At 62.2% G+C, this 24,555-nt stretch carries 16 protein-coding genes and 1 tRNA gene; 7 read left to right on the top strand and 10 right to left on the bottom strand.

Going from position 1 to position 24,555, the window contains the following annotated elements; genetic code table 11:
- Positions 1-494: 494 nt before the first annotated feature.
- From EHF33_RS05615 to EHF33_RS05605, 3 genes are all read right to left on the bottom strand, one after another.
- Positions 495-1,502: an ABC transporter permease gene (locus EHF33_RS05615; protein ID WP_124868654.1), complete on the bottom strand. Its 1,008-nt coding sequence runs from the start codon at positions 1,500-1,502 to the stop codon at positions 495-497.
- A gap of 51 nt (positions 1,503-1,553) precedes the next feature.
- Entirely contained in the window at positions 1,554-2,582 is a 1,029-nt protein-coding gene (locus EHF33_RS05610; protein WP_124868652.1) for an ABC transporter permease, read from the bottom strand.
- A 234-nt stretch (positions 2,583-2,816) separates the two neighbouring features.
- On the bottom strand, positions 2,817-4,553 hold the full coding sequence (locus EHF33_RS05605; RefSeq protein ID WP_124868650.1) for an ABC transporter substrate-binding protein: 1,737 nt from the start codon (positions 4,551-4,553) through the stop codon (positions 2,817-2,819).
- A 428-nt stretch (positions 4,554-4,981) separates the two neighbouring features.
- Here EHF33_RS05605 and EHF33_RS05600 point away from each other — a divergent pair, with 428 nt between their 5' ends.
- From EHF33_RS05600 to EHF33_RS05590, 3 genes are all read left to right on the top strand, one after another.
- Positions 4,982-5,941 carry a D-alanine--D-alanine ligase family protein gene (locus EHF33_RS05600; RefSeq protein ID WP_241191311.1) on the top strand — a complete coding sequence of 320 codons (960 nt, stop codon included), beginning with the start codon at positions 4,982-4,984 and terminating at the stop codon, positions 5,939-5,941.
- Positions 5,942-6,010: 69 nt separating this feature from the next.
- Complete coding sequence (locus tag EHF33_RS05595) at positions 6,011-6,634, top strand: hypothetical protein (RefSeq protein WP_124868646.1); 624 nt, start codon at positions 6,011-6,013, stop codon at positions 6,632-6,634.
- Between the two features lie 87 nt (positions 6,635-6,721).
- Positions 6,722-7,639: a phosphatase domain-containing protein gene (locus EHF33_RS05590; protein WP_124868644.1), complete on the top strand. Its 918-nt coding sequence runs from the start codon at positions 6,722-6,724 to the stop codon at positions 7,637-7,639.
- Here EHF33_RS05590 and EHF33_RS05585 read toward each other — a convergent pair.
- The 6 genes from EHF33_RS05585 to ddrC all read right to left on the bottom strand — a co-directional run bounded on the left by EHF33_RS05585 (position 7,625) and on the right by ddrC (position 13,177).
- Positions 7,625-8,224 carry a mycothiol transferase gene (locus EHF33_RS05585; RefSeq protein WP_124868642.1) on the bottom strand — a complete coding sequence of 200 codons (600 nt, stop codon included), beginning with the start codon at positions 8,222-8,224 and terminating at the stop codon, positions 7,625-7,627. The genes EHF33_RS05590 and EHF33_RS05585 overlap by 15 nt on opposite strands.
- Before the next feature lie 113 nt (positions 8,225-8,337).
- Entirely contained in the window at positions 8,338-9,426 is a 1,089-nt protein-coding gene (gene recA, locus EHF33_RS05580; RefSeq protein ID WP_124868640.1) for a recombinase RecA, read from the bottom strand.
- The gene (gene thpR, locus EHF33_RS05575; RefSeq protein ID WP_124868638.1) at positions 9,423-10,364 is read right to left on the bottom strand and encodes an RNA 2',3'-cyclic phosphodiesterase; all 942 of its coding nucleotides are present in this window, start codon (positions 10,362-10,364) and stop codon (positions 9,423-9,425) included. Before thpR ends, recA begins: the two co-directional genes overlap by 4 nt.
- The gene (locus EHF33_RS05570; RefSeq protein WP_241191277.1) at positions 10,361-11,644 is read right to left on the bottom strand and encodes a CinA family nicotinamide mononucleotide deamidase-related protein; all 1,284 of its coding nucleotides are present in this window, start codon (positions 11,642-11,644) and stop codon (positions 10,361-10,363) included. Before EHF33_RS05570 ends, thpR begins: the two co-directional genes overlap by 4 nt.
- A 201-nt stretch (positions 11,645-11,845) precedes the next feature.
- Positions 11,846-12,331 carry a (4Fe-4S)-binding protein gene (locus EHF33_RS05565; RefSeq protein ID WP_124868636.1) on the bottom strand — a complete coding sequence of 162 codons (486 nt, stop codon included), beginning with the start codon at positions 12,329-12,331 and terminating at the stop codon, positions 11,846-11,848.
- A gap of 96 nt (positions 12,332-12,427) precedes the next feature.
- Positions 12,428-13,177 (bottom strand): DNA damage response protein DdrC, encoded by a 750-nt coding sequence (gene ddrC, locus EHF33_RS05560; RefSeq protein ID WP_124868634.1) that lies wholly within the window; start codon positions 13,175-13,177, stop codon positions 12,428-12,430.
- A gap of 163 nt (positions 13,178-13,340) precedes the next feature.
- On the opposite strand from ddrC, the gene EHF33_RS05555 reads away from it, so the two are divergent.
- From EHF33_RS05555 to EHF33_RS05540, 4 genes are all read left to right on the top strand, one after another.
- Positions 13,341-13,417: transfer RNA gene (locus EHF33_RS05555), tRNA-Arg, on the top strand.
- Positions 13,418-13,793: 376 nt separating this feature from the next.
- Positions 13,794-15,233 (top strand): hypothetical protein, encoded by a 1,440-nt coding sequence (locus EHF33_RS05550; protein ID WP_124868632.1) that lies wholly within the window; start codon positions 13,794-13,796, stop codon positions 15,231-15,233.
- 44 nt (positions 15,234-15,277) lie between these two features.
- Positions 15,278-22,075: a PKD domain-containing protein gene (locus EHF33_RS05545; RefSeq protein ID WP_124868630.1), complete on the top strand. Its 6,798-nt coding sequence runs from the start codon at positions 15,278-15,280 to the stop codon at positions 22,073-22,075.
- 57 nt (positions 22,076-22,132) lie between these two features.
- Positions 22,133-24,145: a hypothetical protein gene (locus EHF33_RS05540; RefSeq protein WP_124868628.1), complete on the top strand. Its 2,013-nt coding sequence runs from the start codon at positions 22,133-22,135 to the stop codon at positions 24,143-24,145.
- 77 nt (positions 24,146-24,222) lie between these two features.
- Here the strand turns inward: EHF33_RS05540 and EHF33_RS05535 are convergent, their stop codons facing one another.
- Positions 24,223-24,447 carry a hypothetical protein gene (locus EHF33_RS05535; RefSeq protein WP_124868626.1) on the bottom strand — a complete coding sequence of 75 codons (225 nt, stop codon included), beginning with the start codon at positions 24,445-24,447 and terminating at the stop codon, positions 24,223-24,225.
- Between the last annotated feature and the right edge of the window lie 108 nt (positions 24,448-24,555).

Below are 24,555 nucleotides of genomic sequence, written 5' to 3'. Positions count from 1 at the left end.
GGGGGTTTCAAAAAAGCTGTGTTCGTCGCCCAGTGCATTGACTTCTGCCGACAGCACCGGAAAGGCTTTCTCGGCAGCGCAGCTTCGCGGATCAGGAGCGCAGACGGCTTCCAAGCGCAGCTGGTACTCGGCAGTGAGGGCCGGGCGGTCTACGGTGCTGAGGCCGCCGTACTGCTGCTGAATCAGGTCGTTGACGTCGTTGAACAGGTTTTGGGCCTCTGAGGGCGCATCGGCGTGTCCCGCTGCTTTGGGCGTCGATACGTCGCGGCTGGACGGACTCAGTGACGCCGCCGGGTGCGCCGTAGATTGCGAGAGCGCCACCGAGGAAGCACTTAGGGCCAGAGCCAACAGCAGCAAGCGGGTTTTCATTGCCGACATTCTGCGCTGTTCGTGTGCAGAATTGATGTGGGTTTTATGTTGTCTGGCACATCAAAAAACCCCCCTGAGTTGGGGGGATTAGTGACAATCTTGGGGGAGCGGTTTGGGCGCTTTCTTCAGCGGGTGCGCGGGTCAAAAGCGTCGCGCACCGCGTCACCGAAGAGGTTCCAGCCGAGGCTGAACAAAATGATGAACACGGCGGGCAGCACGGTCACGTACCAGTATTGGTTGTCCATCCACGCCCGGGCAAAGCTCATGAACTGGCCCCAGTCGGTGTAGCCGATCGGTAGCCCGATGCCCAGAAAGGACAGCGCAGCGATGCTGAGCGGAATGGTGCCCAAGTCCAAAATGGCAATGGTGAGCACCGAAGCCAGCGAGTTGGGCAGCACATGTTTGAAGATCAGCCGGAAGTCGCGTGCGCCCAAGCTGCGGGCAGCGTCTACGAATTCGAGGTTGCGCGTTCTGAGAATGTCGCCGCGCACGATGCGGGCGTACTGGGTCCAGCCGGTGAGGCAAAACGCCAGAATAATGCTGCTGATGCTGGCCCCCAGTACGGTGATCAGCACGATGGTGAGCACCAAAGACGGCAGCGAGAGCATCACGTCGATGAAGCGCTGCACCACGTTGTCGATCCAGCCGCCGTAATAGCCGCTGATCGATCCCACGATGATGCCGGTGATCAGGGTAATCGCCACGATGACCAGGCCCATCTTCATCATTACGCGGGTGCCCCAGATCATGCCGTAAAAGATGTCGTAGCCCTGCGAAGTGCCGAAGTAGGCTTCCTTGCTCGGCGGCGTGGGAATCGGCGAAAAGCTCTCGCGCTCGGTGTGGTAGCAGCTGTCCGGCGCGGCGAACAAGATCTTCCAGAAAGCCCCGCCCGCCGGATTGTAGATTTGCTTGGTCTGTGAGATGCCCAAGTCTCTTAGACAGTTGCCGCCCGCCGCTTGGCTGGGCGCAGCGATAAACGGCGCAAACAAGGCCACCATCAGAAAAATAAAAGTCATGATCAAGCCGACGACGGCCAGCTTGTTGCGCCGGAGCTTGACGACTGGGCGTGAAGTAAAAAACGACTTGAGGCGGCCCGGCGTGGCTGCGGGTTTGGGCGCGGGGATGGTTGTCATAGAGTTGCCGCCTTACAGAAGTTCGGGTGGGTTGGCTTTAAGGAGAGCAGCTTAGTCAAAGCGCACACGCGGATCCACCACCCCGTAAAAGAGATCGGTGAGGGTGCTGATGACCACCACGATCACAGCGGAGAGCAGCGCGAAGCCCATCACCGCAGAGATGTCGAGGTTGCGGGCGGCGTCCCCGACCCACTGCCCCACACCGGGATAAGCGAAGATCGTTTCGGTGATGATCGCGCCGGCCAGCAAGTTGATGGCCACGAAGCCGGTCAGCGTCACGATGGGCAGGAGCGCATTGCGCCGGGCGTGCTTGAGGTTGACTGCTTTGCTGCCCAGTCCCTTGGCGCGGGCAGTCCTGACATAATCGCTGGTCAGGGTTTCGAGCATCTGCGCCCGCATCACCTTGAGTATATTGGCGCTGAAGATAATCACCAGCGTCAGCACCGGCATCACCAAGTGCCTGAGCACGTCGCCCGCCACGGCCCAGCGGCCATTGAGCATGGCGTCGATGCTGAGCATGCCGGTGTAGTGCTTGAAGGTCGGGTCGAGCACAGCGAACTGGTTGAGCACGTCTACCTGTCCCGGCCCCGGCAGCCAGCCCAAAGAACCGTACAAAAATTTAAGCAGCACGATGCCCAGCACGAAACTCGGTAAGCTGGTGCCCAACACGGCGATGACCCGCAGAAACTGATCGACGAAGCGGTCTTTGTTGAGCGCCGAGAGGGTGCCCAGCCAAATGCCCAGCAGCACAATCGGAATGCCGGCGTAGAGTGAGAGCTCAATGGTGCTGGGCAGCCGCTCTTTGATGGTGTCGAGAACCGGCTTGCTGCTGGTGCGTGAGAAGCCCAGGTCGCCCTGCACGGTTGAGGCCAGCCATTTGCTGTACTGGATTGGAAAGGGCTTGTCGAGTCCGCGCTGGCGGATGATGGAGTCCATCTGCGCGGCTTGCTGCTCGCTGCGGATGTAGCCTGCCGCCCGCTGCTCGGGAGTGAGCTGAAAGATAATCACGAACAGCAGCAGTGAGAGGGCCAGCATTACCAAAGGGATCTGAGCGACGCGCCGAATAATGAAATTAAGCACCGCTGCTCCTTAAGCCGGTCGGCTTTTTTGAGAAATCATCCATAATTGCTCCCTAACGTACGCCTATTTGCTCAATGTGCATAGAAGAACACGGGAAACTCACGCCGATGTGAAGGCCACACCGTCTACGCCTCGTGCCGTTTCACGCACCAAAAAGAGTCATACACCAAAAAGGAGGAGCGGCGGCTCTTCACCGTCCGCTCCCCTTTAACCTTAAAAATCTAAAAGAGAGACTTACTTCTTGCTGAGAACTTTCCAGGGCGAGCCGTTGTAAAGGGAGCTGGAACCGAGCATTGGGTTGTAGTTGGCTGCCGTTGCGCCGACGAGGTTGTCGCGCACCGCGAAGACATTGACGCCTGCGGGCACCAGCAAGTAGGGGGCCTGCTCATAGGCGCGGTTGGCGACCTGCGAGTAGAGCTTGTTGCGCTCGGCGGTGTTGACAGTGGCGCGGGCCTGATCGAGCCACTTGTCCACAGCGGCGTCTTTCCAGTTGCTGCGCGGGAAGTAGTAGCCGTTGCTGGAGTAGAAGGTGTACATGAAGTTATCGGCGTCGGCGTAATCCGGTGCCCAACCGATAATGATCATCGGCTCTTTACCCTGCTTGGAATCGTTGAGCATTTCCGACCACTGCTTGGCCTTGATGTTGATCTTGAACTTGGGGTTGAGCGCTTCCACGTTCTTCTTGAGGATTTCCATGGCCGTTTGTGCGGCCACGCTTCCGGCGCGGTAATCGGCGTTCAGGGTAAAGCCGGTCTTCCAGACATTGCCGCCCCAAGCTTTTTGGAAGTAGCTCTTGGCTTTGGCCGCGTCGTAGCTGTAGGTTTTGATTTTGGCGTCGTAGCCGGGGAACGAATCGGGGAGCAACATGGTGCGCTGCTTGCCCTTGCCCTGCTGCACGTCTTGGATGTACTGAGCGTAGTTAAACGAGTTGGCAAAGCCCCGGCGCAAGTTGGCGTCGCTGAAGAAGTTGGCGGGAATGCCGTTGCCGTCGAGCTTGCCGCTGCCCAGCGCGTCGCTGGCTTTGATGTTCTCGTTCATGAAGATGCCGGTGGCGCTGGTGTTGGGCAGGCCGTCCACGATGACCACACCGGGCTTGCCTTTGAGCTGCTCTTCGATGTTGGCACGGCTGCCGGCTTCGATCAAATCGGCGTCGCCGCGCAGGAAGGCCTGCTGGCGAGCGGCGAGTTCAGGAATCTTTTGCACGATCACGTTTTGGATGGCGGGCTTGCCACCCCAGTACCCGGCGAAGGCCTTGAACAGCAGGGCGTTGGCGTCACGGTTGACCAGCTGGTAAGGGCCGGTGCCGCTAGGGTTTTTGGAGAGGTTGCTGCCCTGAACGTCCTTGCCGACCCAGTCTTTCCAGGTCTTCTCGGTGCCGTCCCATTCGCCCTGCTTGATGGCCCACTGCTTATCGAGGATGCTCTGACCCGAGAAGGCCAGCTTGGCGAGGAAGGCGGGGTCGGCTTTGGGCAAGGTGAAGACCAATTGGCCTTTGCTGTTGCAAGTGACCGATTTGTTGATCTTGTCCCAGGTCACGGTCTTGTCGTCGTTGGCGTTGGCCTGCGTGCCGGTCAGCGCCTCGGCCAGAAACCAGTTGCCGGATTCGGCGCTGTTGGTCACCAAGTTGCGCTCGAAGGTGTACTGAGCGTCGTCGCAACTAAAAGCGTTGCCGGAGTGAAACTTGACATTCTTGCGCAGATCAACCGTCAGCGTTTTGCCGCCGTTGGTAAAGCTGGGCACTTTGGTGGCCAGCAGCGGCGTGAATTCGCGCAGGCTGTTGCCTTTGTAGGTCCAGAGGGTTTCGTACATGTTCTCGATCATGTTGGCGCTGCCGGTGTCGTAATTGGCCGTCGGATCGAGCGTAGGGGTGTCGTTGGACTGCTGGAGTACCAGCGTGTCTTTGGGCGTGGCGGCAAAAGCAGCCGAGCCGAGCATCAGGGCAGTAAGCAACGTGGCGTGTTTAAATTTCATTCGTTCTCCTCCGAAATAGGGGCTGATCTCTCCTTTGATTCACCGCAGTGAGTGACCGAGGTGAGGAGTGAAGATCATGTGTAGACCCGCGCATCATAACCCAACATCTAGACGAATGCATGATGGTGAACTCAGTCCAAGATGAGAAAGTCTGCCGAACGCTGATGCCTGCCTGACACGTCCGCAGCCCGTGTCACGATTGGCATGTGTGTCATGAGTATGAGGAGTATGATACACACGATAAGCTCAGACGAAACCTTGCTCAGTTGATGTCGGCACGCCGCCGCGCTGCTGGGCGGCTCCAAACTGGCATACTGCCGGGCGTGAGTGTGCCTCCCTTTTCCCCCCAACCCGAAATCACTGCCCCCCAAAAGACCCGCGTTCTGCTGCTGTGCGGCGGCCAAAGTGGTGAACATGCCGTCAGCTTGATGAGTGCCCAGAGTGTACTGGCCGCTTTGCCAGCGTCACACTTTGAAGTGACGCCGCTGGTCATTGACGCGGCAGGCCGCTGGCTGGGGCGGGCAGACACGGCGCGGGTGTTGGGCGGCGCTCAGGACTCGGCGGCTCCCGTTTCGAGTGAGCTGCGCCCCTACGAAGTGGCCGGCTTTGATGTGATCTGGCCGCTGCTGCACGGCCCCAACGGCGAGGACGGGACGGTGCAGGGCTTTTTGACGTTGACTGGCGCGGCCTACGTGGGCTCGGGCGTGCTGGGCAGCGCCGCCAGCATGGACAAGGTGATGACCAAACAGGTGCTGGCTTCGGTGGGCGTGCCGCAGGTGGAGTACCGCTTGGTGACCCGTCAGGCGTGGCGCAGCGCTCCCGAAAGTGTGCGGATCGCCGCAGGGTCGTTGGGCTACCCCCAATTCGTGAAGCCCGCCAACTTGGGCAGTTCGGTGGGCATCAGCCGCGCCGCTGGCCCGGAGGACCTGGAAGCGGCCCTCGATCTGGCTTTTTCCTTGGATCGCCGGGTGATTTTGGAAGCCGCCGCCTCCCACAAGCCGCGTGAACTGGAAGTGGGCATCTTGGGCAATGACGCTCCGCAGGCCAGCCCAGTCGGGGAGCTGCGCTTCGAAGCGCTCTTTTACGATTACACCACCAAATACACCGAGGGGCAGGCCAGTATGCACATCCCCGCTCCAGTGCCTGCCGAAGTCGCTATCCGCGTGCGTGAGTTGGCTCTCACCGCGTTCAAAGCACTCGACTGTGCCGGACTGGCCCGCATCGACTTTTTCTACGTCGAAGAAACTGGGGAGCTGTACCTCAACGAAGTCAACACCATGCCGGGCTTTACCACCACCAGCATGTATCCCAAGCTGTGGGAAGCGGCGGGCCTGAGCTACGCCGAGTTGGTGACGCGCTTGGTGGAGTTGGCGCAAGAAGAGCGCTGAAGGAATCGGGGGCGCTGAGGCTGAGGCGGTGGACACCCGTACCCCACCCGCCGCGCTAGCCTAAGCCTTATGACTTCGCTGCGCCCGCCCCGCCCGTCTTACCAGCTCACGCTGGCCGGATTTTTGCTCGGTTCACTGCTGTATTTGGTGGTGAGGACGGTTGGATACGCGCTGCTGCCGGCCTGCGAGGGCCATACCGTGCTGGCGCTGTTGCCGCCGCTCATTTTGGGGCCGGGGGGCATTGCGCTGGCAGCGCAGCAGATCAGCCGTCAGCGGCGTCCGGCATTGGGGTTGGGGCTGGCGATTTCTTCGCTGTTTCCGGCGTTGGGGCTGGGGGTGCGCGATATCAGCGAACTGCGTACCGTGGGCTGCGCGGGCGGTTATGTGGTGTTCGGCACGCCGTCGGGCGGCAGACTTCCGGAAGTGACGCTACGGCCCGGCCAAACCATTGAAGTGACGGTGCGGCCCGGCGGTTTTCAAGCGGAGCTCGGCCCCGTCAAACTCAGTGCCCAGTTGCTGCCCAGCGTGCTGAGCGCCGTCATCGCGCCGCAGGAAGTGGTGGCCAACACCACCGCCATCATGCGGCTCAGCGCTGCGGCCAACACGCCCACGCAGCAGTACACCGTGGACGTGTTGGCCCAGCAAGGCAAACGCGGTGCAGACGGCCAGCTGACGGTGACGGTGCATCCGTGAGTGCGGTGTTGTTAAGTTTTGGGCAGGTACGCTGAAACTGTTTGGCCCGCTTTACCGCTTGACTCCTTTGGCCCTTTAAGCTGAAGCATGATTCGCGCCGCCGCTTTGCTCTACTTGTCTGTCGCCACTTTGTCTCTGCCCGTTGCCCTCGCCGCGCCTGCTCACGAGCTGTCGGTGGCGGGCTGGGCCTCTGCGCGGGCCACCCACCTCAGCATTCAGGTGGACGCTTACGACGCTTGGCGCGGGAGTGGGCCAGCCGTGCTGCAAAACATCGCCCGTTTGCTGCCGCAGGGCGCGGCGGGGATAGGCGTGGTGTGTCAGGTGGGCGAGCAAAGCATTGACGTGATCACCGATCAGGGCGGCCACGCCCGCTGTGAACTGAAGACAACCGGAGCCGTCAAAGTCAGCTTGGTGAGTGGAGAAGAGGTGAGGCCCAATATTCCCAGTTTGCCCGACGCGCCTGTGACGGTGATCAGCGACCTGGACGACACGGTGCTGATCACTGGAGCAGGGAAGCGAAGTTCAGTCTCCACTTTTCTCGGAGCTACCGTCAGCAACCGGGCAGCTTTTCCCGACATCGCCCCGCTTTACAACAGTTTTGCGGCGCGGGGCTACCCTCTCGTTTACCTCTCCAACAGCCCTCTGGGCCTCAGCGATTTTTTGCGCTCGGTGCTGCCGGCGCGTGGGATTGCCAACGGGCCGCTGCTGCTGAGGGCGCTGGACGCTCAGACCTTGCTGCACTCCACCCAACACAAAATCCAGTCGCTGAATGAGTTGGCCGCCGACTTGCCCGGCCAGTTCTTGCTGATCGGCGACACCGCCCAGAAAGACCCCGAAGTCTATACCGCCTTTGCCCAGTCGCACCCCGGCAAGGTGCTGGGCATCGCCATTCGGGACGTGTCGGGGCCGCCACGCAGCCAAGACGTCGCCACACTGCTTTACACAGCGGGTGTGCCGGTGATCATCAGTGCCGACGCGGCGGCGTTCGCCTCACTCGTCCGCTGAATCTGGCGGGGTTGCCTCAGCAGTCTGCGCCCGCAAGATGGCTTGCCGCAGCAGGCGGATCTGGCCTCTGTCGCTGAGTTCTTCTTCCAACACGTGAAACCAGACCCAGTGGTGGTTCATATCGGTCATTTCAGGCAAATTCAGGCGCTGACCCAGCCACGCGTCATCCCGCTTGCCCAGCTCGCGCAGGGTTTCGGCGCGAACCTCGGCCAGTTCATCCAACAGCTCTTTGAGCTGAAAGCGCCGCACCGCTAGGCCGTGCTCGCCAAACGTCATCGCGCCGAGGTAGCGGTCATAAGCCGGTACGTCGCCTGCGAAAGGGTCCAGATTCTCGAAGCTGATGTACTGGTAGGCCCGCTCCACGGCGGCCAGGTGGCCGAGCAGCATGGCGATCGAGTGCGGGAAGTCGTCGTAAGTGGTGTCCAAATCTTGCTTGTCTAGGCCCTCCACCGCTTGCAGGGTAGTCAGGCGGGTGTAACTCAGCATTTCGACCAACGCTCCGATGTGCGGTGTGGAGGGCGGCTGCGGGTCAATTCTCAGGGCGCGTGCCCAAGCCTCGGGCGTCAGGGCGATTTCGGGGGTCATGGCAGCAGTTTAGCGGCCCTCTGGCCAGCCGACAAAAAAAGAGCAACGACTCGCGCCGCTGCCCTCTTCCTCCAATTTTTTACCCGGCCACTGCTTTTACGGTGCGGCCGTTTTTACTCTGCCACTGCCAATTCTGCTTCCGGTGCGGCAGGCTTGGCGACTTCTTTGGTATTGCCCGCTTTAATGGCCGCCGTTACGCGCTCACGGATTTCTTTTTCGAGTTCAGGGCGCTCGGCAATGTAAGCAATGGCTTTTTCCTTGCCCTGCCCGATGCGCTCTTCGTTGTAACTGTAAAAGCTGCCCGCCTTTTTCACGATGTCCATGTCGGCGGCCAAGGTAATGAGGTCGGTGAGCTGGTCAAAGCCTTTGCCGTACACCAGCGACAACTCCACTTCCTTAAACGGCGCGGCGACTTTGTTCTTGACGGTCTTGATTTTGACGGTGTTGGCCACCGCGTCGTTGCCGACTTTAGTGGGCTGGCCGATCTTGCGGACATCCAAGCGCACCGAGGAATAAAACTTGAGCGCCCGCCCGCCAGTGGTGGTTTCCGGGTTGCCGTACATCACGCCGATCTTCTCGCGCACCTGATTGATGAAGATGGCGGCGGTGCCGGTCTTGGACAAAATGGCCGTCAGTTTGCGCAGTGCCTGCGACATCAATCTTGCTTGCAGGCCGGGCAGAGAGTCGCCCATGTCGCCCTCGATTTCGGCGCGGGGGGTCAGCGCGGCCACCGAGTCCACCACGACCACGTCGATCGCTCCCGAGCGTACCAGCAGTTCCATGATTTCCAGTGCCTGCTCGCCATTATCGGGCTGCGATACCAGCAGAGCGTCGGTGTCTACGCCCAGCGCACGGGCGTACACCGGATCGAGGGCGTGTTCGGCGTCAATGAAGGCCGCTGTGCCGCCGGCTTTTTGGGCCTGCGCAATGATCGCCAGCGCCAAAGTGGTTTTGCCGCCGGACTCGGGGCCGTAAATCTCGGTGACGCGCCCACGCGGAATGCCCCCCACGCCCAGCGCCAAGTCCAAGCTGAGGCTGCCGGTGCTGATGACCTGGATGTCCAGCTTGGTGTTGGCTCCCAGCCGCACGATGCTGCCCTTGCCGAACTGCTTTTCGATCTGGCTCATGGCGGTGTCGATGGCTTTGGTGCGCTCGGCTTCGTTGTTGGGGGCGGAAGTCTCTTTGGGGTTTTCTTTGCTCATGGGGTGTCCTCCGGGGACAGATCGGTTGGCAGATCGAGTTGGCTTGGTGCAGATGCAATGTCGGCGGTTATGTCTGGAGTAGATTCAGCACTGGACATAATGGTAGCACGAAATTCGCCGCGCAACTTAAACATCGCCAAGTTCTCATAGATCGGCCCGGTCTTCTGGAGGTGGCTGCGGTAAAGCGTGACCGCGCCCGCATCCCAGCCGAGGTCAAAAATTTTGGGCGGCAAACGGGGAGCCGCGCCCTTTTTGCGGGCCAAGGTAATGTGGGCTTTGAAAGCGAGGTTGTCGGTGTCCACGCCCAGTTCTGTAAGGCCTAGACGCAACGCAGCGGCCAATTCTTCCAGCCCCTCAGCTTCCACCTTTACGAACCAGACGCGGGGGCTGCCTTCGTTGGGAAAATATCCGGTGCCGCGCAGCTTGAGGCTCAGCGGCGCGGTTTGTGCGGCCACTTGCTCGCCCAGTTTCTTGAGGGCGTCTATTTTGGCCGGATCAACGCCGGGCAGATACGCCAGCGTTACATGCAACTGATCGGCCCGCACCGAGCGCCAATTACCGCGCAAGTTCTTTTGGGCCGCGCCAAGCTGTTCGGCGACTTCTGGCGGCACTTTGAGGGCGAAAAAGAGGCGCAGGTTGGCTTGGTGGGTGTCGTAAACGGGCGCGTCCCGAGTTGGTTTGCTGCGAGGCCGCTTATCGTCGGTGGGCCCGGTTGGACGCGGTTTCTGGGATGCTGGGCGCTCACTTCGTTCACTGCGCTGGGGTGGGCGGCTGGGCTGGCCTTGTTGAGGCTCGGGCAGCGTCTCTTGATACGCGCTTGGTTCAGCGGCTGGAGATGCATTGGCTTGGGACGGATTGGGCTCGGCTGGGCGTTCAGTGGGGCGGCGTGGCGCGGCTCTCAGCTTCAGCGGCTGGCCTTTTTTCTGCGGCTTGCTCATCGCTGACCCGCCTGAGTCTGGTTGACTTGGGTTTGGCCCGCTTGCGTCTGATCGGCTTCGGCTGCACTCAGCGCCCGAAATGCCAAGTTCAGCGCGGTGCTGGCGGCCCGCTCGCGGACTTGCCCGGCGTCGCCCGGCCAGTTGACCGAGGCGACGCGCTCTAAGCCCTCGCCCACGATAGCAATCGCCACTTGGCCTTGCTGCTCACCCTCGGCGGCGGCGCAGACGCTCAGGCCCACTCCGGTTCCAAACCGTTCGCGTGCGCCGTGAGCGAGTTCCAGTGCGGCGACTTCGCTACACACTCCGTCTCTGGAGAGGGTGATTGGCGTCAGGCCGAGCGTCAGCAAAGTGGCGTGGTCGTCCGAGATGGCGGCTCCTTTAAGAGCAGCAGCGCCGGCAAATTGAAGGGCCAAAGTGCCGCCGCTGCCTGCTTCGACCAACCCGAGGCTCCGTCCAGCCAGCAGCTTGATGACTGCGCCTGCGAGGGTGGCCGGCGCGTCGCCAGTTTTTTCTTCCGCCCAAATGTAGCGGCCCAAAGCGGTGCGGGCCTGCTCTAAGACAGGTTCTGCCAGCTGCCGCGCTTCTTCGGCGCTCTTGGCACTGGCGGCCACCCGCACGTCGGTTCCGGTTTTTCGGGCGTAGGTGGCCACACTCGGGTTGGCTATTTTGGTCAGGTCGCCCAAATGGGTGGCCACGTCGCTCTCACCGATGCCCGACGTGTGCAGCGTGACCGCGTAGAAGGCCCAAGCGGGAAGGTTGAGGCGGGGCAGCAGTTCTTCTCTGAACATGCGGTTCATTTCGCGGGGCGGGCCGGGCAGGGCGGCAATCCGTTTTCCGGCAAATTCGTGGCCGTCCGGCAGAGTCACAAACCAGCCCGGCGCGGTGCCGAGTGGGTTGGGCAGCGCCGAGGCCGAGGGAATCAGCCAGGCCTGCTTTCTATTGATCGGGGCCATCGTGCGTCCGCGCGAAGTAAACAAACCGCTCAGCCACGCCAGCAACTCACGATCTTCGGCGGGCGTCTCGCGGGCGACTGCGGCAATGCCTTCACGGGTCAGGTCGTCGTCGGTGGGGCCGAGGCCGCCGCCCAAAATCACCAAGTCGGCGCGGGAAAGCGATTCGCGGATGAGACCGCTGATGCGCTCCAAGTTGTCACCGACGGTGGCTTTGCGCTGCAAGGTCACGCCGCGCAGCGACAGTTCGCGGGCCACGAACGCCGCGTTGGTGTCCACGATTTCACCGAGCAGCAACTCGGTGCCGACGCTGATGATCTCAGCTTTCACAGTGACCACAGGCGGAAAAAAAGAAGGGCAAGATGTTGAAGAGGCATACCCTACAGCATAGAGAAGCGCGGCGCGGCGCGTGCGGGTGTTGGTTTGTATTGCATTTGGGCAGGCATTTGAGGGTTTTTAGACGGCCAGATCACTCCGTCTGGTGAGGTAAGTAGGCCTATCGGTACTCAAACCACTTCCCAACTCCCGTCCTCAGCCTTGATTCAATTTCTCGCCGCCCGCCGCCTCAAACCCGCTGCTGCGGTGGGAGCCGTCGCAAAACGGTTTGTTGTGGCTCGCCCCGCAGCGGCACAGGGCCATGCGGGTGTCGTGGACGCTGCCCTGTGGCGCGGCCATCTCCAGATCACCGCGCACGAACAGCGGGCCGTTTTCGCAAACTTGAATGGTGGTGTTTTCCGGTTGCTCGGCGGGGCCACTGGCCAGGGCGTAGTGCAGCGCTCCGGTGGGGCATCGGCGCACCACTTCGGCGAGTGCCTCGGCGGGCGCGGCGTTGGGCTGAATCCAGGGGCGGGCGTCGGTATTGAACACCTGCGGCAAACCGCGAATACAGGCGGCGAAATGAATGCAGCGTGCTTTGTCAAAGTAAACAGTGATGTCCGGCGCGGTGTAGGCGCGGCCCCACTCAGGCGCGGCTGGAGTCGTCGGAACTGGTGGATTTGCATCGCTCTCTCGGGTCATTGGCGGCTCCTTTGAACTTTGGGGAGCTCAACCCTGACAAGCGGCGGCCCCGCTGCATCTTCTCACGGGGCCGCCCTTTTGAACTAAAAAACGAATTTAGCCGGCTCTATCCAGCCCGCCTGCCCAAGTCTGGCGTTCGCGCCCAGCAACTTTGCGGTGGAGTTCCAAAATAGCGTCGTTGCCCTGAACAGTGCCCCCTTCCAGCGCGGCGGCAGTGGCGGCGTCGAGGTATGACAACCGGCGCAGCTCGTCGGTGCCCAGGCCGTCGCGGGTCTGTTTGACGCCGCGCTCACGGCGCAGGGTGGCGCTGTCTTTACCCAGCACGCTGCGGTTACTCACGCTGCCGAGCTGTCCAAAAATCGGGCCGTGTCCGCCGTGCTTGGCAGCGGCGCTCATTAGGGTGCGGCGGGCGTCTTGGGATTCCAAGCGGGCGTGCAGCCAACTGCGGGCCAGCGGTTCTGAGCTGCGCTCGGCCACCTCGGCGGCCAGCCGGATATCGCCCACCAGACTGCGGGCGAAAGTGTCGGCCATCTTGCGCTGAAGGCGGCGGGCGGAAGTGGTTTGCGTCTGGGCGGCCAAGGCCACGAACTCGGCCACGCTGAGGGTCGGCTCCGGCCCCGCGCCGAAGTCGCCCAAATCGCGGCTGAGGTTGTGCATCTGTTCAAAAGCTTTCCAGTGCGGGCTTTCCCAGTCTTGCTGCGCCCACACCGCTGCTTGGCTGAGGCCCAAAAAACTCAGGGCGCTGGCGGCGTGCAGGCGTCCGGCGTCACTCAGCGGCAATCGGGCGCTGCCGATGGAAAGGGTCGGGGCCACTGTTTTAAGCGCCGTCTCGATAGTCGCATTCATAGAAGTATTGTAGCATAATTCTGTTAATGACGTAATATATGAGCCAAGATGGACAAGGAGTAAAGACTCTGTTTTGGCTGTCTGTATGCGGCTTGATCGGCTCGGGGTTGGCACGCGGCGCGGCAAAGTTCTATACTGCCGGACGCAGGATTTCACCGCTCCCGCACTCGTAGCTCAGTCGGATAGAGCGGCCCCCTCCTAAGGGGCAGGCCACTGGTTCGATTCCAGTCGAGTGCACCACATCCAGCACAGCAAAAACCCCTACCTGAGTGGTGGGGGTTTTGTGCTTCCAGTGGAGTAGGGATCAAATTAGTCTCTCAGTTCAACACCACTGGAGTTGGGAAAAGATCAATCACGGTGCCCCTGAATCCATCATCCAAAACATGCCGGTAGCTCGTGAGAGTAATCGCCGGACTACCGTGCCCGAGGTTTCTCGATACCACTTTCGCACATGACGTCCGCTCAGCACTATCACGCTCATATCACGCTCCTGCATTTAAGGTCACCGTGCGGAGGTGAATGTGAAATCGGAGTGTGGACATTTTGGAGGGCAGTCACAGCAAAACGGCGGGCCGGAGCAGCCTGGGATTTGCAGACATTCAGCGGTGAGCGGAGCATGACGGCCCGGCGACGGAGACGGGTTTCCCTGTTCCTGGCCTGCGCTTTAGTCGGTACGGCGCGGGCCGAGGGCAGCTTTCAGGTGAGGTACTTTCTGCCCGCCACGCCGTTTTGGAATGGCCTGAGCTTCGACGGTGACTGGAGCGGCGAAGCGCTTGGCGGGCAACTCTCAGCCAGTGCCAGTTGGGCCGGGCCAGAACACCAGAGCTTCAGCGTGACCTCTACCCAGGGGCAGCGGACGCTTTACAGCCAGTACGACGCCTCAAGAACCCTGACCACCGGGTCGCGGACAGCGGTGCTCCTGGCACAGCAGGGCTTTACTGCGCCCACGCGGGGGCTTCGCAGCATTACTTCAACGCTGGTGTACGCCGACGGCGACTCGTCAGGCACCACTTACCGGGTGGTGAGCGGCGACCTGTCGGCCAGCGGGGCATTCTCGCCGACCTGGATCTGGACGGCGGGCACGGGCGGCACCCTGACCAATGTCAGCGCCGATGTGGAAGGGGGCACCACCTTCAGCGTGCGCAATCTGGCGGTGCGGGCCAGAATATCGGTTGCCGGGCAATTCGGAGGGCCGAGACCCGGCAATGTCACGCTGGGGGCCACCGCCGACCACACCGAAACGCTGCGGCTTTCGCTGGGTAAGGTGACCCCGGCGAGCACCCGTTATGGCCTCAACGCCAGCGGTACCACCAGCCTGAGCGCCGCCGAGAAACTCACGGCTGCGGCCAAACTCGACAGTGCGGGCAGTTACTCCCTCGACAGCGGCCTCACGACCACCCGCTTCCCGGACTGGACAGGCGAGGTGGGCGTGACCGTTGCAGGCAAGGCCGCCTTCGGCGTCAGTGTCGCGACCCCGGCGGCGCTGGCCTGGCGGGCCAATCTCAGCCGGACGGGTACGCCCTGGTCAGAGCAGGTGGGCTATACCGGCAGCGGCGGCCTGACGCCTGCCCATACCCTGAACGCCAGTCTGTCCTACGCGCCGCCGCGTCCGACTGGCCAGGCGCTAACCATTCAGGCGGGTGCGGGAGCCACCTGGCAGCGCCAGAGCGTCACCGCACAGGGCGGTCAGGTGGTGCCCGCCTGGCTGGCCAGCTACCGCTCCAGCCTGGGCCTGAGCCTGAGCAGCGAGGCCTGGAATAGCCAGTTGCAACTCTCACTCAACGCCGCCCCTTTCCCGGACTCTGCTGGAACGCAGCAGTTAGGGGTGGGCGGCAGCTTGAGCGGCACCGTCGGCTACACCCGTGACCCACTCACCGTGAGCCTGAACAGCAACCTGAACTATGCCCCCTCCGGCAGTGAACGCTGGACGGGGGACATCAGCGTGCAGACGCTCTACAAGGTGTCAGCGCCGCTTCAGGCGTCAGGCAACCTGCGATTCAGGCCCGGTACCGTCAACTCTTACCAGGCGGGCGTCGGCCTGCGGTTCAACTTCTGATGGGCGGGCCAGCGCTTATTGCGCCCGCGACGGGGAGGGTATACATGAAATTCGTTCTCCGGCTGCTTGCCTTCGTGGCGGCGCTGCTGTGTCTGGGGGGCTTAGCCTCAGCTGTCAACAATCATTTCTATTCTCTGAAACTTTCTCCCCCCACCGTCAGAGTGGGACAGACCGTGACCGCCACAGTGAGTGAAGCAGATGGAATCATTAGCTGGGGTGACGGCACAACCAGCCCAGTCACCGGTACGGCAGTCACCCACGTCTACTCGGCGGCGGGCGGCTACGGGGTCGTCTGGTCTTGTGAGAAAACCACCGGGAAGGGCAATGAGCAATGCGATGAAGATAAAATCAAAGTTACTCCTCCTCCCCCTACTCTGGATGTCTCTCCCAGCGCCGTGCAGGTGGGTGAGAAGGTTACGGCGACCCTGACGGAGTTCCAGACAAGCTATGCGCTTGATTGGGGGGACGGCACAGTCAATTCGGCAGTGAGCACCCTCAGTCACGAATACACCAAGTCCGGAACATACAAGGTGCGGCTGATGGACGCGAAGGTCAACGGAAAACCCATCGCCGAAGTCGCGCCCATCCTTGTCGTGGTCAGCCGACCCACCCCGACGCTGAGCGTCTCGCCGAACGCTGTCCTGGTGGGTGAGAAGGTGACAGCGACTTTGACCAACCTAGACCTGACAACCTGTACTTCTTGTGTGGCTGTGCTGTATTACACAGTGGACTGGGGCGACGGCACGGTTGTAGCCGCCGCCGCGAGCCTCACACACACTTACGGCAAAGCGGGAACGTTCATTGTGCGTCTGCTGCTTGGTGGGAAGCCCGACGCCGGAGTTGCACCTGTACCCGTCGTGGTCAGCTTGCCTATCCCAACCCTGAGTGTTTCGCCCAGTGCCGTACAGACCGGCGAAAATGTAACAGCGCTCCTGACCAATCTCCAGACCGGCGATCAGCTCGACTGGGGTGACGGCGCGGTGGTTGCGGCGGCTCCAAGCCTAAATCATGCATACGCCAAAGCTGGAGTGTTCACCGTACGGCTGCTAAGAGTAGGCACGCCTCTGTCTGGTCTGCCGCCCGCCATCGTTACGGTCACGGCCCCGCTGCCCACTCCGACGCTGAATGTCTCTCCCAGCGCTGTACAGACCGGCGAGAAAGTCACGGCGACCCTGACGGGCTTCCAGCCGGGCGATCAGCTCGACTGGGGTGACGGAACGAAGGTGCCAGTGGCGGCCAACCTCAGCCACCTTTACGGCAAGGCTGGAACATTCGTAGTGCGTCTGCTGGACGCCAATGCCAGGCCCTATCCGGCCACCGCGCCCGTGCCGGTGGTGGTCAGCCTGCCCATCCCAACTCTGAGCGTTGCTCCCAATGCCGTGCAAGTCGGCGAAAAAGTCATGGCAACCCTCACGGACTTTCAGCCCGGCGACCAGATCGACTGGGGTGACGGCGCGGTGGTGCCAGCAGAAACAAGCCTTCAGCACGCTTACAACAAGGCTGGAACGTTCGCTGTGCGCTTGTTGCGCGGTGGGCAACCCGTAGCGGGTGTTACACCTGTGCCAGTGGTGGTCAGCTTACCTATACCGACCCTGAGCGTTGCTCCCAATGCCGTGCAGGTCGGCGAGAAAGTCACGGCGACCTTGACCAATTTCCAGCCTAGCGATCAGCTCGACTGGGGTGACGGTACGGTGGTGCCAGCGGCAGCGAGTCTCCAGCACGCTTACAGCAAGGCGGGAACAGTCGCTGTGCGCGTGTTGCGTGGCGGGCAACCCGTCGCGGGTGTCGCACCTGCGCCAGTAGTGGTCAGTCTCCCCATCCCAACTCTGGGCGTTGCTCCAAATACCGTGCAAATCGGGGAGAAGGTCACAGCAACTCTCACGGACTTTCAGACCGGCGATCAGCTCGACTGGGGTGACAACGCCACCGTTCAAGCGGCAGCCAGCCTCAATCATTCCTATAACAGAGCTGGAACGTTTGCCGTCCGCCTGCTGCGGGGTGGAAAACCAGTGACCGGAGTCGCGCCGGTTCCCGTAGTGGTGAGTCTGCCCATCCCGACCCTGAGCGTTGCTCCCAACGCCGTGCAGGTCGGAGAGAAGGTCATGGCAACCCTCACGGACTTTCAGCCCGGCGATCAGCTCGACTGGGGCGACACTTCGGTGGTTTCGGCGGCGGCCAGCCTGAGCCACAGTTACAGCAAAGCCGAAGTTTACATCGTCCGCCTGCTACGCGGCGGCGCACCGGTCAGCGGTATTGCGCCTGTGCCGGTCACCGTGACCGCACTGCCCGTTATCTGCTCAGTAGAGGTGCTGACGGTTTCACCCCTCCTCTCGAAGCCGGTGAGCATCAAAGTGAATGGCCTGCCCGCCAATCTGGCTTACAGCCTCGATTGGGGCGACGGCACCACCACTTCCGGAGTGTCCAGCGCCGTGACCAACACAGGTGACGGGGCGAAAGCCAATCTTCAGCAGCACAGTTACGCCAAAGTCGGCACCTTCGTCATCAAGGGTTCAGCGCAGGGTGTGACGTGCGTGCAGCCCATCACGGTGACCCTCGGCAACGTCGCCCTCGCTGTTGACCCGGCCAATCCGGTGGTGGATCAGCTGGTGACGCTCAGCGTAGGCGATTTGAATACCGGAACGGCATTGAAAGTCGACTGGGGCGACGGCACCGTTCAGACTCTCAATGTAAGCGGCGCTGTTAAGGATGGTAACTCACCGCTGGGCACACACGCCTACCTCAAGGACGCCACCTTCATCGTCAAGGTCAGTCTGGCCCAGACGGGTGAGCCGCTCGGAATTTTGCCCGTGGTGGTTGGCGTGCCGCTGCCCACCCTCTCGGTGACCCCGGCCCGTGCTGGAACGCCCAGCACCGTCAACGTGGGCAACATCCAGAGCTACCCGCAGTACGTCTACAGCCTCGATTTCGGGGACGGCACACCCAAACAGAGCGTCAAGACCGACGCCGATATTCCGCATGTCTTCGCTGTCAGCGGGGTCTACACCGTCAAGCTGACGCTCAGAGCAGATCAGGCCGCCGAGCGAACCGTGGTGGTCGTCGCCGTGATTGACGCCGCTGTGGGAATCGAAGATTTCGGCACTGAGGTTCGGCCTCAGGCCAAGGCGGCCATTCCTGCTCCCACGCCCGCCGAGTTTCAGGTCGGGACGCCCGCCGATTCGGTGGCTCTGCTCAACGTGACTGGCAGCGGCACCGTGAACTTACGCTGGACTTGGACGCCACTGAACGTGAAGGATCAGCCCGATGGCCAGCCGCTGACCCTGGAAACCCGGCAAGTGCCGCTGCAAGTCGGCCAGAACAGCGCTGCGCTGAAACTGCCCACCGGCAAGAGCGGGCGCTACCTGCTGCGCGTCGAGGTGCTGGGCGTCACTGGCGACAGCAAGGCCGCCTTTCCCGGTCAGATCAGCCTCCAGACCGTTAACCTGATTGAACCCGGCCTGCCCAAGTTTCTGGTGGTCGGCGAGGGCGAGGATCAATTCAGGTTCGAGATCACCGGAGCCAACAAGCCGCGAACTGGCCCGCAATTCAATCCTGACCATTTCTCGCCCTTCTTGAAAGTTGCTGCTGACTCTCCCTTTGTCGTCGGGCTGACCCCGGTGGCGCTGCGACCGATTACGGCGTCTGACCTCAAGGTCAAGGTGGACGGCGACACCGCCTACCTGCTGTCGGGCAGTTTTACGGCCCAGCCGAAGACCGCCAACGACAGTCCCTACGTACTCTCCACCGTCTATACCGAATTCCCCGCCTTTTCGCCCATGCGGCTGCGTGTGGGCCGGGTGACCTTCTCAACCAGCGGCGCAGTGCTGAACGGAGCCGTGGTCACCTCGCCGGACCTTGAACAGGTGACGGTCTTCAAAAAGCCGCCGAACTACACTACACCAGGCGTCCCTGGCCCCAAAGGCCCGCAGGAAATCGTGAATGAGCTGATCAATCAGATTTTCGATCCGGCTATCAGCCTGACGGTGACTCCAGGGGGCATTCCCGTCGCCACCCCGGTCAACAACCAGCGTCTGGGGATGCTCAGCACCGTGTACGCCCAGGGCCGGAGCAAGGACGGAAGCGTCAGCGACGTGAGTGCGCCCAGCCCGTTCCTGAAATACACCCAGACGGGGCAACTGCCCACCAGCACCGGCGCAGGCGTCGGGTACGTCACTCAGGAAGGCCGGACGATACTCGAACAGGCGGCCAGCGAAGGCATTTATACAGGTAACGGCGTTGGCAATCTGGCTTTCGCTGCTCCGCTTGTGCCGGTGGTCACTGCAAAAACTGTCGAGCAGCTTCAGGAAATATTATCGAATAAGCAGGTTGATTTCCTGGTCTTCCCAGAGCTGTACCTCAGTAACAACGGCGACGTCGTCTCAGCGCGGACCGTGGGCGGCAAGAGCGTGGCCTCCTTCCCAAGTGCAGCGACCAGCAAGTCAGCACTTCTGGATGTTCTCGGAGGCGTTCTGAAACTGGGTGACTCGGGCGTGTCCATGGAAGTCTTAGGCATGCAGACGGTCTATCTGGACCTCAGCAGCTCGCGTAGTGTGGAACCCGATGGATACGCTGCGAACGGTTCTCAGGGCGCAGCACAAAACTCACCAGTGAGCTTGACCGAGGCCAAGCGAGGCCTGTTGCCCGCCGTGAACCCCTCGGTAGCTTCACAGGCCGAGTTGCTGCGAACAACTTACGGCGGAGCGCCCAGCGCCGTGCTGGTGCCGGACGTGGGGCCGAAGTGGCAGGGGCTGCTGTGGCTGTCCAACCAGCTCACCATCGACACCGTGGCGCAGTACGACGCCACCAAAGGTGACAGCGAGGAGGATGTCGGAAAAGAGCAGAAACTATCGGTGCAACTGGTCAAGAAGGTGCCAGTCAGCTACGGCACACGCGGCTGGAACCTGGACATTGAGGGGCCGAACGGCAAGGTAGTGCCCGGCTCGACCCGGCTCTCAGGCGGCATTCCCATGGACGCCAGTGAAGTCGTGGTGGTCATGGTCAAGACCCACCTGATCCGCAGTCTGGTGACCGGTGCCTTCGGGCCACTGCCTTTCGTGGGCGGCGGCAAGTTGACCGGAAGCTGGGACATGAATCCCAGCGGAACCGGAACAGTGACCCTTGATAAAACGGGCCTAACCCGTGCCTACGGCCCCGACGGCAGTTTCACGGCCAAAGAGGTGACTGGAGGCTTCATCCCAGTGAATGGTAGGGAAGGCTTCCTGAGCTTCACCCTACTTGGAAGTACCTTCGATCTGTCGCGCGTCGGCAGCGGCCTCAAGGTGAACTGCTCGCCGCTACTGATCGACGGTGGGCTGGCCCAGTTGTCTCTTAGCACCTGCGCCTCGATTCAGGGCCCGAGTCCCACCGTCGCGGGCACGCCCCTCACCCTGGACAGCGTGACATTCAAGGGTGGAAGCCCCGCAGACGGGCAGATGATTTTGTCAGGTTCAGTGGCGCTGGGCAACGCCGACGAGAACAGCAATAACATCACCGCCCCGGCACGTTTCGTCCTGAGCGCCGATGCGCAGACCTACAGCCTGAAGCTGAAGGTAGACGACATGGCGCAGCAAATCAGCTCGACAACAGGCAATCCGATCGATATCACCCTCAAAGGCAGCCAGACCAATCTGACCGGCGTGGGCGCACAAGCCTTTGGCGCAGGCCCGGCAGGCAGCGCGTCTCAGGAAATCAGCTTCGACAGCGGCACCGTGGGCGTCAGCGACAAGCTGTCCATGCAGGTCAAGGGGCTGTTTGGGCATAAGGGCAGTAAGAGCTACTGGTATCTGCTGGCCACCGGCAAGGCCGCCGACGGCATTCCGCTGTCCTTTATCAAGATCTACCAGATCACCGGTGGGCTGGCCTACAACATGCAGTGGGGCCAGGGCCAGATCTATTTCAGTGACCTGAACAAGCGCCCGAACGACGGCAAGGGCCTGCACCTGACAGCGGGCGTGGTGGCCTCGTTCACCGGTGTGAAGGGTATGGACGACACCATTCTGCACGCCGCCATCGTCGCGGAAATAGGCACCGACAAACCGCAACTGCGCTTCGGCGGAGACGGTTACCTGCTGACCGGGGGCATCAACTCGGCTGGGGGCTACTTCGGTGGCGGCCATCCCCAGGCCCGCTTCGCTGCAACGGTGAACGCAAGCGGCCTGTTCGCGGACCTGTGCGTCGGGCCAGCCGAAGTGGGCGACCTGAGATGCTCTGACCTCAAGCCGCTGTCACTGGCGGGCGGCGTGGTCACGGTTCAGGGGGCGGCCAGTATCGAGTTGTCCAAGACCCCGCATGTTTACATCGGCACTTTCCGGCCCAAGAGCCAGAGTGGCGCGGCGTATTGTAACCCCACCACCGAAACTTGGTGCGCCGCGCTGTACCGCACCGGGCGCGTGTCGGTCACGGTGGACCTGGCGATCATCAAGTCCACCATCGACGGCTACGTGATGACCGGCATTCTGGATGGCCGCGCCCCCAGCTTCGTGGATCCTGGCTCGTTCGGTCTGGCGGCTGGGGCGTCCATCGAGAACATTTACCATGCCGGAGACAGCGGCAGTCTGCTATGTCACTACAGTTGGAGCTTCGACGCCCGGCTGTTTGCCGCCGTGGACGGCGCAATCGTCTTGCTTCCCAACCCATACATTCACGGGCATGTGGGCCTCTATGCCGGGGCCTCGGTCAGCGCCCACCTCTGCGTCTTTGGTGGCTCCATCAGCGCCTCAGTCAGCTTAGACGCCAACTTCCAGCTCGGCAACGGCAGCAACGTAGACGGCACAGCCCATGTCCAGATCGCGCTGCCCGGCCTACCAGACGTGGACTTCAAGACACACGTTCACCTCGGCCTCTAGACCCACAGCACCGGGCCTCTGGATCAAGTCAGACCAGAGGCCCGCACAAGGAGCGCCATGAAGACCTTGAGCCATCCTGAACTGCGCCGCGACGCTGTTCCCTCACTAAAAACCCGTCACCTGCTGGCCGCCTCACTCCTCCTGCTGGGAGCCGCCAGTGCCCAGACCGTCACCGGATCAAAAGGCGGCCTCGCTCCCGACCCGGCCAAAACCGGCGTGGCAGCCCTTCCCCAGCCCGGCGGCACACTGCTGCGCTGGACGTTGCCCGGCGATCAGTTGCCCGACGCTTACCGCCTGACCCGTGAGGGCGGCGGCGGCAAAGTCAGCCGCGAGTTGCCCGGCATCGCTCCCAAAGCCGACGCCCTCAAAAACGACTGGGTCACGGCCCAGCAGTACGACTTCCTGAAAGCTAAGTTCGGCACTCCAGTCAGCGATCCCTTTGAAAAGCTGGCCCTGCAACTCCAGACGCTTTCCAGTCCCGGCATCGCTCGCACCCTCAACCTGCTCGTCACCGAAACGGGCCTCAAGAACGGTACCAATTACACTTACCGCGTCGTGGCTCTGCGCAGCGGCAAGGAAACACTGGTCGGCACCGCCAGCGTGACCCCCGGTGCGCCGCCCGCCGTGACGCCGCCGGGCAAGCTGAGTGCCACACCGGAGCGCACCCGCGTCACCGTGGCTTGGCAGCGCTCCGGTGGGCAGGTCATGGCCTACCGCGTTTACCGCGCTGAGAACGGCGCAGCGGCGCAACTGCTGCAACCCTCGCCTTACTTTCCCACCAAAGATCCGACCCAGCCCGACCGCGTGACCTTCAAAGACGACGCCCTGCCCCTCAAGCCCAAAACCAAATACAGCTATCAGGTGGCCGCACTCGATCTGTTCGGACGCGAGAGCGCCCGAACGGCAGTGCTGGTGGCCGATACCGGCGACGCCGAACCGTTCCCGCGTGCCAGTCTGGTGGAGCCCGTCATCACCTTCAGCGCGGACGGACGAGGCAGCGTGAAACTGAGCTGGAACGCCGTCAACGATCCCCGCATCCTGGGCCTGGTGGTGTACCGGGGCAGCTCGCCCGACACCCTGGGGCCGGTAGGCGAGGTGGCAGCGGGCAGCAGCAGCTACACCGACACCACCACCGAGGAAGCCAAAAGCTACGTGTACGGCCTGGGCTACAAGCTGGCCGCTGGCATGACCGGGCCGCTGAGCATCCGGGGAGCGCAGCCGCTCAATCCCGCCGTGCCCGCGCCGCCCACCGGACTGAGCGCCAAATTGGAAGACGCCAACACCCTGACCCTCAGCTGGAAACCCGCAGCGGGACGGCCCATCGGCTACCTGGTGGTGCGCGGCGCGGCGGCGGATACGCCCAGCGAGCAACTGGTCAGCGTCACGCCCCGGCCTATCAGCGCCACCACCCTCAAACTGCGACTGGACGCCTCGCCTGGCACCGGCATGACCTTCCGGGTCATCACGGTCAGCGCTTCAGGAGTCAGTGGCAAACCCGGCGAACCGGTGGCGGTGATCACCCCGCGCATTGGCGGCGACGCGCCCACCCTGCTGGGCGTGGAAGCCCAGAACAGCGCCTTGAAAGTCAGCTGGACCTACTCGGACGCCGTTCCGGCGCAGGTAGAAGTCTTCCGGCAGAATCCAAAAGGTGATCTGGTGCTGGTGGCCCGGCTGCCCGGCGCGACCAAAACGTTCACCGACCGCAACGTGGCGGCCCCCTTCGCCTACGCTTACCTCGTGGCCGCGCTGGACGCGAAGGGCAAGCGCAGCGATCCGTCCAATGTGGCCGGGGGTGTGCCGCTGAATATCACGGCCACGCCGCAGGTGCAGGCTCTGACCGTCAGTGGGGGCAGCGCGGGGAGTGGGGGCGCGGTGTTGAGCTGGAAAGCGGATAAAGGCGCGGCCTCCTACGCGGTGTACCGCACGCGCGGGAACCGGCAAGAACGCCTGAGTGTGGTGACCTCACCGGCGTACACCGACACGCAGGCCAAGGCTGGAGATCTGTACCGGGTCGTTCCTTTGGAGGGCAGCGGTATTGAGGGTGAGGAAGCGAGCATCACCTTCAAATAGCTTAGGCATGACAGGTGGGGAGGCAGCCAGACAATCATGTCGGCTGCCTCCATTGCTTGTGCTGTGTTCGGCGGACTTTACCTGAGTCCTGCTCCCTTGCGTGAGTGCTGGGACGGAGCCAGGTCGCGCTCAATGTAATCGAAGGCCAGCAGCAGGCTGGAAAAGATGTGTTCGGCGTCGCCGGGTTCAGCGCTCACCCGCACCGTGAGGCGTCCTGCCTGGGTACAAACGCTCAGGTGATACTGCGTGTCAGTGTGGACCTCCACAGATTGGGAACTGCTGGACTCGTCTGCTAAAGACATGGTTCACCTCTTTGCCGAAGGGTAACGCCACAGGCGTGGCAAGGGCGTGATAAGGCCGGGCCGCCGAGGTGAGGGCGCATACTGAAACCAGATCACCACGCGACCCTG

Source organism: Deinococcus psychrotolerans, assembly GCF_003860465.1.
GTDB lineage: Bacteria > Deinococcota > Deinococci > Deinococcales > Deinococcaceae > Deinococcus > Deinococcus psychrotolerans.
This window is presented reverse-complemented; position numbering and strand designations above follow the sequence as displayed.

Bases quoted from the DNA above. Each gene is read 5' to 3' on its own strand.
- EHF33_RS05565 (WP_124868636.1), bottom strand. From the start codon at position 12,331: ATGACCCGAGAGAGCGATGCAAATCCACCAGTTCCGACGACTCCAGCC.
- EHF33_RS05605 (WP_124868650.1), bottom strand. From the start codon at position 4,553: ATGAAATTTAAACACGCCACGTTGCTTACTGCCCTGATGCTCGGCTCG.
- thpR (WP_124868638.1), bottom strand. From the start codon at position 10,364: ATGAGCAAGCCGCAGAAAAAAGGCCAGCCGCTGAAGCTGAGAGCCGCG.
- EHF33_RS05535 (WP_124868626.1), bottom strand. From the start codon at position 24,447: ATGTCTTTAGCAGACGAGTCCAGCAGTTCCCAATCTGTGGAGGTCCAC.
- EHF33_RS05545 (WP_124868630.1), top strand. From the start codon at position 15,278: ATGAAATTCGTTCTCCGGCTGCTTGCCTTCGTGGCGGCGCTGCTGTGT.
- EHF33_RS05595 (WP_124868646.1), top strand. From the start codon at position 6,011: ATGACTTCGCTGCGCCCGCCCCGCCCGTCTTACCAGCTCACGCTGGCC.
- ddrC (WP_124868634.1), bottom strand. From the start codon at position 13,177: ATGAATGCGACTATCGAGACGGCGCTTAAAACAGTGGCCCCGACCCTT.
- EHF33_RS05540 (WP_124868628.1), top strand. From the start codon at position 22,133: ATGAAGACCTTGAGCCATCCTGAACTGCGCCGCGACGCTGTTCCCTCA.
- EHF33_RS05590 (WP_124868644.1), top strand. From the start codon at position 6,722: ATGATTCGCGCCGCCGCTTTGCTCTACTTGTCTGTCGCCACTTTGTCT.
- EHF33_RS05585 (WP_124868642.1), bottom strand. From the start codon at position 8,224: ATGACCCCCGAAATCGCCCTGACGCCCGAGGCTTGGGCACGCGCCCTG.
- EHF33_RS05550 (WP_124868632.1), top strand. From the start codon at position 13,794: ATGACGGCCCGGCGACGGAGACGGGTTTCCCTGTTCCTGGCCTGCGCT.
- recA (WP_124868640.1), bottom strand. From the start codon at position 9,426: ATGAGCAAAGAAAACCCCAAAGAGACTTCCGCCCCCAACAACGAAGCC.
- EHF33_RS05600 (WP_241191311.1), top strand. From the start codon at position 4,982: ATGAGTGCCCAGAGTGTACTGGCCGCTTTGCCAGCGTCACACTTTGAA.
- EHF33_RS05615 (WP_124868654.1), bottom strand. From the start codon at position 1,502: ATGACAACCATCCCCGCGCCCAAACCCGCAGCCACGCCGGGCCGCCTC.